Origin of the sequence: Nostoc linckia z4, from assembly GCF_002608075.1 — a bacterium.
Taxonomy (GTDB): domain Bacteria; phylum Cyanobacteriota; class Cyanobacteriia; order Cyanobacteriales; family Nostocaceae; genus Nostoc; species Nostoc linckia.
On sequence record NZ_LAHA01000014.1, the window covers coordinates 1 to 13,630 of the forward strand.

A 13,630-nucleotide genomic window follows, 5' to 3' on the forward strand; every position below is an offset into this window, starting at 1 on the left:
TTCCCCCTTCCCACCCTGTGTTGCTGAAATTAAAATAAAAATCTTTGTAGAGACGTTGCAATACAACGTCTCTACATCTGGATTCATAACCACCAATGCCCCAAGTCTTATTTATTTTTCCACAGCTTGGCGCAGAGCTAATTGCTGTTGTTTGACATAAGGTACGTAATTACTGCTATTTGATACTCCATTTGCCACAACCCCAATCAAATTTAACTTGCTGAGCATGGCTGTAGCTTGAGTTAATTGGCTGCGCGTAACAATACCGATGCTTGCCACCATAACGACACTACGAGAGGATGATGCAGTGAGCATGGCATCCACCATACCCAAGACGGGCGAAGCATCTATGAGTACTAAATCGTAGTTTTCCTCAAATGCTGCCATTAATTCCATCATCCGAGGAGAACTCAAGAGATTAGCGGGGTCAGCAGGTTTTGGCCCGGCGGTCAAAATATCGATGTAGGCTGAACCTGTGTACTGAATATTAATTTGATTGGGTAGAGTTGCATCGCTAGCCAATAAAGTTGAAAGCCCTTGTTCATTGGGAAGATTTAGCTGTTCGTGCAGGCTAGGATCGCGTAAATTGGCATCAATGAGGAGTACTCTTTTATGCAAACGTGCAGCACTCATAGCCAAACCCAAGGCTAAAGCTGATTTACCCTCATCCGGCAAAGCCGAGGTAACCATTAAAGATTTTAAATTGGAAACAGCATTTAAAAGTTCAATGTTTTTATAAATCAAATCCAGCGATTCCCAACGCGGTGGAGATTGCAATACTTGAATTGTCCAAGGTGCGAGAACTTCTGGCTTGCCAAAAGGCAATTTAATCATTGATTCTCTCGGTTTAGCTGGCGGTAATTTGGGAGTTGTTCCTAACAATGGCAAAGGTATTTGCTTCTCTAATTCAGCAGTAGTATGAACAGAATCATCAATGGATTCCCGAATAAAGACAGCAATTCCCCCTAACATTAACCCGACCACTCCACCTAACAACAAATTCTGTTGTAAATTGGGGCCTAATCGTAAACCTTCTTGGGGTTCTTCTACAACTTCCCAATTAAATCCACCCTTAGCCAATTCTTGCCGTAATTGTTGTTCTGCCCTTAAAAGTTGTTCTAATCTTTCACGGCTAAATTGTAGCTGCGGTAGCATTCGATTGTAATAAGCTAACAAAGGCGGAAAGCGTTTGATTTCAAAACGCAGTTCATTTTCTTTCTTAGCCAAAGTTTGGTCGCGGGCGCTTAAAGCAACTAAATTTGTTTGCGTTTCCACCAACTGACTAGCAAGGTTGAGATCGATTTCACCGAGTTGTCCTTTTTCCAGGAGAGAGTCTCCAGACATGAACGCACTAGCAGATTTTCCGCCTAAAGTTCTTCCTACTTCTTGTTGCAATAACTCCTTTTGACTTTGAAGCTGTTCTTTAAGCTTTTGTACGCTGGGAGTTGCATCTGTAAACCGTAAGCGTTCTTGTGCTAGGGCTAGTTCTGTTTTTTGGATTTCATTGAGTAAGCCTTGATAGCGAGTAGACTGACTTAGACGAGAAGCTACTAAAGCATTTTGTGGAGAACGATTAAGTTGTTCTTCTAAAGATTTTTGTCGTGCTAAAGCTTCGCCATATTGAGCGCGAGTTGTTTGGCGTTCTTGAGCAATATTGTTTAAAGCTGTTTCAATTGCTTTCGCCTGTGATTCTGGGTCAATTAAATTTTGGTTTCTGCGAAATCTTTGGAGATTTGTCTCAGCCGCTTTTACTTCTTCACTGGCTTTTGCTAACTGTTCCCTAATAATTTGCAGACCCTTTTGTAAACGCGAATCCTGTTGTTGTTTATTGTATTCAACATAAACTTGCCGAATTGCACCTAAAACTTTTTGAGTTTTTTGGGGATCTTTATCGGTGTATTCGACTTGAAAAATTTTAGTTGCAACATTATCTTCTTTGCTTCTTAATTGAGTTAAGACCAAAGAACCTTTAATTTCACCTGTACTGATATCTGGATATTCAGACTCCAGTTTATCAACTGCTTTTTGAATCAAGCCCGAACTTTGCATCAAGTTAAGCTGGGTTGCAGTGTCTATCACCACATTGGAGTCTGTAAACTCATTTTCTACTCCTCCTCCTTCTTTCTTACCTTGATAGTTCGGTTCTACTAGCAGCTGCATGGAACTTCTAAAAGTTGGTTTGGTTTTTAAAGTTACCATACCTGCAATGGTAATAGAACCAAACAATACTATTAAAAACCAAGGAAATCTCCGCACCAAGACAGTAAACATTTGTCCATAGCTTGGTTCAGTTTCCGAAACTGTAGTTATATGAGAATTTAGACTCGTTTGAACCACTTTTATTATCCTTCCCAGAATTTACGCTAGAGATAAGAAGAATTCAGAATTCAGAATCCAGAATTCAGAATTCAGAATCCAGAATTCAGAATGTAATCAGTAGATAAGTTAAATCTGTCAAGTTGGTAAAATTAGTAAATTTGGTATTTAGTCAAGAAATTCAAAACAGTATTTAGTGAAGCTGACAGAATTTATTCTGAGTCCTGACTCCTGAATTCTGACTCCTGAATTCTGACTCCTGAATTCTGACTCCTGAATTCTTGTTAAATTTACACCCTACAAGCTTGGTGAATAATTCCCTCGACTTTAGTAAAAAATGCGTTTTCAGAAAAATTTGTAACTGCATGATGGCGAATGCGATCGTAATTCCAAGAAATTCCCTTGGCTTCTTGTAATGCAATTTGCAAAGAATCGGGTGTTTGTCTTTTGAAAAAGACTCCGGTTTCACCAGGTATTTGAGTATCTAATACTCCACCAGCCCCATAAGCAATAACTGGTGTGCCGCTGGCATTGGCTTCTACTGGTACTAATCCGTAGTCTTCTAAAGCTGCCACAATAATAGATTTAGCTTTAGAAAATAAGTCTTTGCGGGTTTTATCGCTGACGTGTCCCAAAAATTGAATATTTTGTAATGCTTTGGATTTTAACCGTTCTAGTTCTGGGCCATCACCTGATATTAATAACCGCCAGCCTAACCAATTAAAAGCTTCTACTATCACATCAAGACGCTTATAGCTAATCATCCGAGCAGAGGCTAGATAATATTCATCTTTAATATCAGAAAAAACAAATTTACTAGTATCAATTGGATAGTTAACCATTATTGCCTGTTTGCCGTAAATATTTTCAATTCGGCGGGCAACAACACTAGAATTAGCAATATAAATGTCAGGTTCTTGTGCATATTTCAAGTCTACCTTTCTCATGGCTTGGAAGACTTGCTCGATTAAAGGAGCAAAATATTTATAGTCTCCATATTCCTTTAAATAAGTTGCTGTATCCCATAAAAAACGAGTCACATTATGGCAAAAACAAATGTGACGAGCGTTGGGATTTTTTCGCACTGCTTTAGCAAAGCTAGTGCTACTACTAATAATTAAATCGTAGTCTTGTAAATCTAAGGCACGAAAAGCAGGAAAGTATAAAGGAGCCATTGACCGAAAATACTTAGCTGCATAGGGAATCTTTTGTAAAAATGTTGTGTTAACTATGCGATCGCCAAGGTCGATAGTTTTTTGCGGATCGTACAGAGATGTGAAAATGTCTGCTTGTGGATAACGCTGACAAAGCAGTTCAAATACACGCTCTGCCCCACCCCGCTGAGTTAAATAATCGTGGACTAGAGCTATTTTCATGAATTTTACCTAAAAAAATAGGGAATCGGGCATGGGGCATGGGGCATGAGGCATGGGACATGGGGCATGAGGCATGGGGCATTAGTCATTAATTATTCTCCGCGTCCCCGCGTCCCCGCGTCTCCCCATCTCCCCATCTCCCCATCTCCTCATCCCACTGTTGCCAAGATTTTCTCTGGGGCGAAATACTTGTTTTGCTCGGCTCGTAATTGGTCGCAAAGTCTACCTTCGGGTAATTCTACGTCGTCGTATGTGAGGACTCGATCTCTGGAAATGTCTCGTTTGAGGCGACATCCTTCGGCTAAACCGATTGGTAGGAGATTTTGCTGTTGGACGATGTCGGAATTTTCGCATTGTCCGTAGGTCATGTAGTAACCGATGCCATCCAGAATTTCTCCGGCTTTGAGGTCGATTTTGGCAGTGGTGACTACATCTACTAAGGGGCCTGCTAGGGGAGACATGACCGCATCACCGAACAAAACTACACGCGCTACCGATAGGGGAACTTCAAAATGACAGAGGTGATAGGGAGTATAGAAGCTGTAAAGGGGGCCTTCGCCTAATTTGTATAAGTTCAGATAGTGGCGTTGTTTGGGGTCGTCGTGGGTGGCAAATACGTATACGCCAGGGCCGGGTTTGGCTCCAACTACATAATCGACGATACCACCAAGTTCTTTGAGTTGTTCCACATCATAGAGTTTGGTCATTTCATCGACGTAGCCGGTGAAGTCATATCCGAACATACCGCGTTTGGCTACTTTCATGCCTGTGGCGTTGGCGACGATGGCTTGCTCGAAGGAAATTTTGGTTCCATCTGCAAAGCTAGCTACCATGTGGGGCTTTTGACCCCAACGTTTGGCAAATCCTTCCTGGGTGGTGGGATTGCGATAGGGGTCTTGGAGTCCTTTGATGTTACCGCACAACAGGGGAGTTAAACCAATGCTTTTGACAAACCGGTAGAGGTTCATTTGTACCCCTGGCTGGTCGCCATCACAAGCACTGAGAATGACGCCTGCTTTGTCGGCATACACTTTCAGGATGGGGCCAATGGTGCCGTCGAGTTCGGCATTCATCATAATCACATGTTTGCGATGGGCGATCGCTTCCATGACGATTTGAGCGCCAAATTCAATTGCACCTGTAACTTCGATGAGTGCATCGATACTTTCGGCACGACACAGTAACTTAGCGTCTTCTGTGACTGCATATTTCCCGTTGGCGATCGCATCTTCTAATTCGCCGACAGTTGCAACAACTTGAATATCTTCAATTCCTGCTTCTGAATAAGCTTGTTTAGCTGCATCAATATGGCGATTAAAGATAGCAACTAACTCCATTCCTGGGACTGAATTGACAATTTGGTTGGCAATTCCTCTACCCATAAAACCAGCACCAATCATCCCGACTTTAATGGGATTACCTGCTGCTGCTCTGGCTTGTAAGGCGCGATCGATAATAATCATGGACTAAACTCCTTTTGAGAACTGTTTGTTGTGTTACAAATTTCTAATTATTTTGTACTTAATAATTAGTTACCAATAGTTATTAAGTACATTTTCAGATGCGATTTGTATTAGTGATACTTTGGTACTTGATAGCAATTTCCAGTTTAATGAGGTAGGAAAGCGCATTCGCCGTTAGGCGTTCCCGCAGGGTAGGTACGCAAAGGTTTATTAATCACAGTGCAAATAAGTAAAAAATTTAAAGATAAATACTTTTTATTTTTTACTTTGTTGTACGAGTTGTTTGTTAGATTCTATGGGATAACTCTGTTTTTGAGATTTTTGGCGATCGAGCATTTGCTCTACAGCATTTTTATATGCTTGAGCAAACTTTTCTCTGGTATGATTTGTTCTGGCGTATTCCCACGCTTTTTGAGACATAATTTTCAGGTCTGCTACGGGGGAATTGGCAATACTTCTGACTTTCGCTTTAATTTCTTCTAGAGAAAGGTTATCAAAAATCACACCAAAATCGTGGACATCCACACCAGATTCATAACTTAAAATCGGAATTAATCCAGCGTGTAAGCAACTGATGACTGCTCCTGACTGTCCCTCGGAAACGGAAGGATAAACAAGTCCAAGGCAATTATTTGTTACCTGGATAAACTCAGGACTACTAACATCAATCCAGCCATAAGTATGAATGTTTGGTGTTTCGTAGAGTTCTTTATAGAAAGCCTTCTCAAATTCTTTGTCATTACTAATGGGGCCGCAAACCGTTAAATGGTATTCTGGCATTTGAGCAAAGGCATCTAAAACTAAATCTAGTCCTTTGAGAACTAAAGCACTACCACCAAACCACAGAAAATTTTTCCTGACTGCGGCAAAATCTTTCTGTTCGGGATAGGGATAAACAATGGGGGTAGAAATGGGGATACGATACATTGGTTTGTTGGCATATTGGAATGTACCAACTGTAAAATCGTTGCCCAAAACAGTAGCACAATCGGCATATTCAATGCCCAAATTAGGCGTTTCAAATCGCTGTGGAGTTAAGGTAATTCCTCTGCGTTGTTGGAGTTCTAGCAGCCGATTGCATTCAGCTGCATTACGAAATACCATATTCGCAATGTCAACATGAAAAACTTTAATGCAATCTTTATTCAGTTTTGGTGCAAGCGCCTCCATTCGATGACGAATATCAATGAAAAATGCGTAATTTTTTTCGGGAACGAATTTGTCATTGTGGAACTGGATGACATCAACGTTGTAGCGCATGTCTAAAAAGGTTTGCGCTATTTGCCAAACTTCCCAATACCAAGTATGGTCGTTAGGCATTGGTTGACCTGGTTTTAATAAGAATGGTTCAATGCGATAAGAAAGGAGTACGTTTCCTTTAGAAGGTTGTTTGGGTTTGAGGGAAACAACTTGTAAAGTTTTGGCGTAATTGATGCGGGCTTGGATTTTTTTAGAGATTACAGAGGAGGCGTTGGTGAGCAGAGATAGAATATTAATTGGCATTTATTTCTACCTTGATTAATTTTTTGACTCACGCAGAGGCGCAAAGGCGCAGAGAAGCGGAGGAGAGATTATCTAGTAGCTGTACCGCCGACGGTCATCATTCTTAATAAGGGCCAATGTAAATCTTTTTCGGAGATTTCTGTGACATCTAAAGGCCAATCAATATTAAAAAATGGGTCGTCATAGCGTAAACCGCGCTCATATCCAGGAGTGTAAAATTCACCTACTTGATATACAACTTCGGTTTCATCTGTGAGTGTTTGATAACCGTGAGCAAACATTTCTGGAACATACAAAGCACGGCGATTTTCTGGAGTGAGTTCTACGCCGATGTGTGATAAAAAGGTGGGAGATTCGGGACGCATATCAATAATTACGTCATAGATAGCGCCTTTAGTGCAGCGAATTAATTTTGTTTCGGTTGCTGGTTGAATTTGATAGTGCATACCCCGAATTGTGCCTTTTTTGTAATTAAAAGACAAATTACATTGGGCCACTGTCGGCTTTAAATCACGTGCTGCAAATTCTTGAGCGCAGAAAGTCCGAGCGAAAAAACCGCGATGGTCTGGCTTTTCTTCTAAGTCAATAATGAATGCGTCTTTGAGTTCTGTTTCAGTAAAAATCATATTGATTCCTTTAAGATGAATGTTGAATAGAGGAAAGAGACGAACCACAGAGGCACAGAGGACACAGAGATATGAGAGTTTGAGAGGTATTTTGTGTCAGTAAATATGCAATTTTATTTCTTTTATTCTGTGTTCTCTGCGCCTCTGCGGTTAATTAAATTAGATATTCTTCCACCACAAGCAGAGAAATTTACATTTCTAAGTGGAAACTTTAAGTCCATCTGACATTGAACGTAATTCTGCTCTCGGATAAGTATCATCCCAATATTGCGTACAAAGCTCTGGTCTTTCCGGAGGATTAGCGGTATAACAAAAGAATAATGTTGACCGTTCTTCTGTGCGGACTGTACCGTGATGCAAAGCATTTTTTGTATCTACAATAATCACTGTACCTGCTGCACCCGTGCAAGATTTCCAAGCTGATTTAGGGATGATTGGTTTAACATCTTCGTCGTCAATACCCATATAATTTGACTTGAAAAGTTTATAGTAAAGCTGAATATATTTCCAACTGAATATAGGAGTTAAAGAACGAGGAATATATTCAAATGGGCCGGTTTTTTGTTCGACATCATTCAGATAAATAAAGATTTTGATGATGCGGCGGTCTTCAGCATCGCTATGCCATAACAGCGTTCCAAATTGGTGTTTGCTAGGAAAATCTTTGCGTAAATGTACGCCATGAAACGCAATAGGAAGACCAATATAATTTTCAATGATATTGAGCAGCCTTGTGTCGTTTCCCCAGTTAAAAATTTCTGGTATACCTGTGACTGTGTAAATTTGTGGTAGCTTTTCCTCTAAATGGGCATTATTTGGATCTGCCATCTGAGACAATTGTTCGTAAGCAGCTTTCAGGAATTCTGAGCTAGAATTTAATCCTAAATCTGCGAGTGTTGTGACATAAACACCGTCTTTTTTAAGAGCTTTGAGGATTTGGCGATCGCCTGCTGTTAATGCTGGCAATTTTTTGCTATGCTCCCAAAGGGCTAGGTAGTATTTTAAATCAAAATACAGCATAGATGTTTTGTGTTTAATTGCCCGGAAAATTCCATTCAACATAATGTAAAATCCTCCTATTTATTGATATGATTGCAAATTTTACTAGCGGAGAATTTCGCAGAAAAAAGCGTCATTGCAAATTACAAGGTACGAATTATTTAAGGCTCGTAACTCCGCATTTCCTGACTAGATATTTCACTTGATTCTGCTAACTCAAACTCTTTGTAAATCATCACGTCAAAAGCACACAAACTGACTAAAGCTAAGAATGGAACTACTGTCTTGATAGCAGACATCGGCCATCTTCTTAAAGCACCCAAGAAAACTTTCCAGTTGACTTGTTTACCGTTTTGCAATAGCATTCTTCTACAAAAATGCTTAGAATATCCATTTTCTTGCAATTTCAAAATCACTTCTGGTATGTGTTTGTATTGCATTAACAGTGCAGATTTTGGTTCTTTTTGCCAATAACTCACACCAACAACACATTCCAAATAAGTTTCTTTAGTGACAATTACACTACCATTTGCAGCACAATAACCGGCTAAATAAGCTAAAGATATCCAGTTATTTTCAGCGTCAGGCCAAATTTGCAAAGCGCGTTTTACTAAATCAGTACGGTAGATTGTAGCTGTTAAGAAAATAACTGCGCCGACGCTTTTGGAAAAGCAATGTTCAAATATACCTTTACCGTCACCATCACCATGTTCGCTATCTATATCAAACCAGCGATTCCCAACAATTGTGGGGGGATGAACTGGTTCGCCTGTAATTTGATTGCGTCCAGAAAAATTCAAAAACAATAATGATAGATTTTCGTGCAATCTGAGTTTATCGATGACATAAGCAATGGCTCTATCTTGAATTGGATCGTCATCACCAATTGTCCAAACGTATTTTGTTGTTGCAGAATTTAGGCAATACATAATATTCTTGACTACGCCTAAATTCTTGTAGTTTTTATTTGAATTGAATGTGATATTACTGAGTGTATTTTGCCATTTTTTGATGATTTCTTGAGTATTGTCTGTGGAACAATTATCAGAAACTAAAATTTCACATTCATCTTCAAAACCTTTGATAGCTTGAGCCAGCCATGCTAATTGTTTATCCAGTAATACAGCGCGATTATAAGTAGGAATGGCAATGGTCAGTAATTTAGGCATAGTGGAGTATTGAAATTTGCAAATAGCCTATGGTTCGATAGCAAATATTTTCATGGCAAATACGCCTTTTTAAAAAAGGTAATTCAGGAGTCAATCATTAAACATTACAATCATTGATGATGAATTCTAATTGATGACTCCTGAAAGACTTATATCTACTAATTACAATGCTATTAAAACCCTATCAGGAACAGGACATGGGTAAATTTGTACTTCAGGAATTGGCACTACAAATTGTCCGCCCCATTCGCTAATAAATGCCATTTGTTCCATAATTTCTTCCTTGAGATTCCAAGGTAAAATTAGTACGTAATTTGGCTGAGTTTCCCGAATTTTATCTGGATGAAAGATAGGGATATGAGTTCCAGGTAAAAATAAACCTTGCTTGTAGGGATTGCAATCTACAGTGTAATCAATAAAATCTTTACCAATACCACAATAATTGAGCAAGGTATTACCTTTAGCAGGTGCGCCATAACCAACAATTGATTTTCCTTCTGCTTTCGCTGCTAAGATAAAACTTAATAGCTTGTGTTTTGTTGCTTTAACTTTCTCTCCAAATGAAACGTAAGTTTCTATTCGATGTAGTCCAGCAGCAATTTCTTTTTCTTTTAAATACCGTACTCGTTCTCTAATGCTAGGATAATCAACATCATCGTGTTTGGCATATATTCTTAGTGAACCGCCATGAGTTGCTAATTCTTCCACATCAAAAATTCGCAAGTTGTGTGCTGCAAAGATTTTTTCAATGGTCAGGAAGGAGAAATAAGAAAAATGCTCGTGATAAATAGTATCAAATTGATTTTGCTCGATGAGTTGCAAAATATGAGGAAATTCCATCGTCAAGATGCCATTTGGTTTGAGAATGGCTTTCATCCCAGCGATGAAATCGTTTAAATCTGGCACATGAGCTAAAACATTATTACCTATTAAAAGGTCTGCTAACTTTCCTTGCATAACCAGTTCTTTGGCAGTTTCAACACCAAAAAACTTGTTAATAGTGGGAATACCTCTATCTTCTGCAACCTTGGCTATATTTGCGGCTGGTTCTATTCCTAAAACGGGGATGCCTTTCTCTAAAAAATATTGCAGTAAGTAACCGTCATTACTAGCGATTTCAATAACTTGGGTATGATGATTAAAGTGAAACTTTTCCACCATCATATCGGTGTAATTTTTGGCATGTTTGAGCCAACTTGTTGAATAGGAAGAAAAGTAAGCGTAGTCACTAAAAATTTGGTCTGGAGTTTCAAATTGTTCTAATTGAACTAAGAGGGTATCTTCCGAAATATAAGCGTGGAGAGGATAAATCTTTTCGGCTTTATTTAGTTGTTCTGGTCTTAGATAAGCATTGGCTAAGGGTGACATGCCTAAGTCAACAAAGGTTTTATGTAAAGGTTGACCACTAAAACGACATTTTGCGATCGCCATAATTTCCAGCCCTATTAATAGTGAACAAATTGCTGTGTAAATAAGAATATATATTTGTAGTTTGCACTTTAGCGCTAAAGCACAAACTACAAACACTTTCTACTTCTTCCAGAAGAAATCTTTGTCTATTTGCTCAGTACGAATTAAATACTCTAGCTGTTTTAAACGAGTAAATCCTCTAAACAAGAAAGTATCTTCAGCCATATCAATTTGACTGAATAATTTAAGTAACTGCTCGGCACCAAGGCGAGCATTCCAATCACATTTAAATCCAGGTAAAATACTGTTAATTTTCTCAAAGGATACCCGGTAACTGCGGTTATCTGCGCCGTTATTGCCAAACAACAATTTACAATCAGGGAAAACATCAGCAATAATTTCAGCGATTTCTTTCACCCGATAATTATTAGCTGTATCTCCAACATTGAAGATTTGGTTATGTACAATGTCTCGTGGTGCTTCCAAGGCGCAGACTATCGCTTTGCAAATATCCAATGCATGAACTAATGGACGCCAAGGTGTACCATCACTGGTCATTTTGATTTGTTTGCTAGTCCAAGCCAACCCTGCTAAGTTGTTTAAAACAATATCAAAGCGCATCCTGGGAGAAGCACCAAAAGCAGTTGCATTCCGCATAAAGGTAGGTGAGAAGTCATCGTCAGCTAATGGCGCAACATCTCTTTCTACAAGGGTTTTACACTCTGCGTAAGCTGTTTGGGGATTAACCGGAGATTCTTCTGTAACATCAGTGCCGGTAGCAACACCGTAGACACTGCACGAAGACATATACACAAAACGACGCACACCCATAGCCTTAGCCAAGCTAGCCAAACGAACTGAACCTACATGATTAATTTGGTAGGTAATGTTGGGTGCTAATTGTCCTGCGGGGTCGTTGGAAAGTTCCGCCATGTGAACAACTGCTTCCACACCTGACAAATCATCAGGGGTGATATTGCGGATATCTTTGTTAAGGGTTTTGGCTGTGATATCAGTACCGTTGTAGAGCCAACCGACTTTATAGTAACCAGTATCTATACCGATAACTTCATGTCCCCGTTCCATTAACAAAGATGGCAATAGTGAACCCAGATAGCCTTCTGTGCCAGTTACTAATATTTTCATTGTGGTTAATGCCTTTGTATTGAAGAGTTAAAGGAGTCAGAATTCAGGAGTCAGGAGTCAGAATTCAGAATTCAGGAGTCAGGAGTCAGAATTCAGAATGGGCTACGCCCTGCTGCGCTAACAGGAGTCAGAATTCAGATAGTTTCTATGTCTGTTTTTGAAACTTAGATGGTGTACTTCACCCTTGTGGGATGGGCGTCTCGCTCGTCCTTTGATGTTGTGGGCGGGCTTTTTGGCCCAACCCACAAGATTAATCTCTGAATTGGGAAACGTTAATATGTATGCTCAAAGCATAAGCAACTATAACTATCTATGCAGTTACTACGCTATCTAGATGCGAAATTTGGGGAATTTGCGCCACAATTGCTTTGCCAATTTCTAGAGAAGAAGTAGCAGCAGGAGAAGGGGCATTGCAAACATGGATGGAGTTTTCGCCGGAAACAATCAAAAAATCGTCTACAAGCTTGCCATCGTTCATTAAGGCTTGAGCGCGGACTCCTGCATGGGTGGGAACTAAATCTTCTGCTTGGACTTCGGGAATTAGTTTTTGCAAACTTTTTACGAAGGCTGCTTTACTAAAGGAACGAATAATTTCTTGGATGCCTTCAGGTGCATGTTTGGCTGCTAATTTCCAGAAACCGGGATAAGTGATGACTTCTAGAAAATCGCCCAAATCAAAATCGGTTTTTGTGTAACCTTCGCGTTTGAGAGATAGAACCGCGTTTGGCCCTGCATGAACGCTACCATCAATCATCCGGGTAAAGTGAACGCCCAAAAAAGGAAAATCTGGGTTGGGTACTGGATAAATTAAAGTTTTGACTAGATAGCGTTTCTCTGGAGTGAGTTCGTAGTATTCTCCCCGGAATGGAACAATTTTGGCTTGGGGTTCAACTTGATTTAATCTGGCAGTGCGATCGCTATGCAATCCACTACAATTAATTACGAACCGAGTTTCAAAGCTACCTTTGTTGGTTTCTAGTACCTGGCTTTTACCCCTTGGTAAGATTTTCAATACTTTTGTATTTAGGCGTAAATCTCCCCCTTGCTGTTGAATCAGCTCGGCATATTTCAAACAAACTTGCTTGTAGTTAACAATGCCGGTTGAAAATACCCGAATTCCCCCAACACAACTAACATGAGGTTCGATTTCCTTGACTTCTTCGGGGCTAATTCTTTGGACTTTTATGCCATTTTCTAAACCGCGTTGGTAAAGATTTTCGAGGCGTGGTAGCTCTTGTTCTTCAGTGGCAACAATTACTTTACCACAAACTTCATGGTCAATTCCATGTTCTTGACAGAAATCTACCATTGAGCGGGAACCATCGCGACAAAATTTAGCTTTGAAACTCCCTGGTTTATAGTAAATACCAGAATGAATTACCCCGCTATTATTGCCAGTTTGATGAAATGCCCATTGACTCTCTTTTTCTAATACTAAAATACGTGCATTGGCATAGCGTTTACCTAAAGCCAACGCTGTAGAGAGTCCAACTATTCCCCCACCTATAATTGCAAAATCATACATTAGAATTATCGTACTTCTACTTACATTAAATTTATAAAGTCATTTGTCATTTGTTATTCGTTATTTGTTATTTAACTCCTAACTCCTAACTCCTAAC

The 13,630-nt window shown here is 39.7% G+C and carries 10 protein-coding genes; all 10 read right to left on the reverse strand.

Annotated features, from left to right (window positions below):
- Positions 1-111 precede the first annotated feature (111 nt).
- Positions 112-2,337, reverse strand: a complete 2,226-nt coding sequence (locus VF06_RS13690) for a GumC family protein (RefSeq protein WP_099072365.1) — start codon at positions 2,335-2,337, stop codon at positions 112-114.
- Between the two features lie 269 nt (positions 2,338-2,606).
- Positions 2,607-3,692 (reverse strand): glycosyltransferase, encoded by a 1,086-nt coding sequence (locus VF06_RS13695; RefSeq protein ID WP_099072364.1) that lies wholly within the window; start codon positions 3,690-3,692, stop codon positions 2,607-2,609.
- Positions 3,693-3,841: 149 nt separating this feature from the next.
- Positions 3,842-5,155: an NAD(P)H-dependent oxidoreductase gene (locus VF06_RS13700; RefSeq protein WP_099072363.1), complete on the reverse strand. Its 1,314-nt coding sequence runs from the start codon at positions 5,153-5,155 to the stop codon at positions 3,842-3,844.
- A 255-nt stretch (positions 5,156-5,410) separates the two neighbouring features.
- Entirely contained in the window at positions 5,411-6,658 is a 1,248-nt protein-coding gene (locus VF06_RS13705) for a glycosyltransferase (protein WP_099072362.1), read from the reverse strand.
- 68 nt (positions 6,659-6,726) lie between these two features.
- Positions 6,727-7,284 carry a dTDP-4-dehydrorhamnose 3,5-epimerase gene (rfbC, locus tag VF06_RS13710; RefSeq protein ID WP_099072361.1) on the reverse strand — a complete coding sequence of 186 codons (558 nt, stop codon included), beginning with the start codon at positions 7,282-7,284 and terminating at the stop codon, positions 6,727-6,729.
- 198 nt (positions 7,285-7,482) lie between these two features.
- The gene (locus tag VF06_RS13715; protein ID WP_371411458.1) at positions 7,483-8,346 is read right to left on the reverse strand and encodes a phytanoyl-CoA dioxygenase family protein; all 864 of its coding nucleotides are present in this window, start codon (positions 8,344-8,346) and stop codon (positions 7,483-7,485) included.
- A gap of 98 nt (positions 8,347-8,444) precedes the next feature.
- Positions 8,445-9,452, reverse strand: coding sequence for a glycosyltransferase family 2 protein (locus VF06_RS13720; protein ID WP_099072360.1), 1,008 nt, complete (start codon positions 9,450-9,452; stop codon positions 8,445-8,447).
- A 162-nt stretch (positions 9,453-9,614) separates the two neighbouring features.
- On the reverse strand, positions 9,615-10,883 hold the full coding sequence (locus VF06_RS13725) for a class I SAM-dependent methyltransferase (RefSeq protein WP_099072366.1): 1,269 nt from the start codon (positions 10,881-10,883) through the stop codon (positions 9,615-9,617).
- 99 nt (positions 10,884-10,982) lie between these two features.
- Positions 10,983-12,008 (reverse strand): NAD-dependent epimerase/dehydratase family protein, encoded by a 1,026-nt coding sequence (locus tag VF06_RS13730; protein WP_099072359.1) that lies wholly within the window; start codon positions 12,006-12,008, stop codon positions 10,983-10,985.
- 310 nt (positions 12,009-12,318) lie between these two features.
- Complete coding sequence (lhgD, locus tag VF06_RS13735; protein ID WP_099072358.1) at positions 12,319-13,533, reverse strand: L-2-hydroxyglutarate dehydrogenase; 1,215 nt, start codon at positions 13,531-13,533, stop codon at positions 12,319-12,321.
- Between the last annotated feature and the right edge of the window lie 97 nt (positions 13,534-13,630).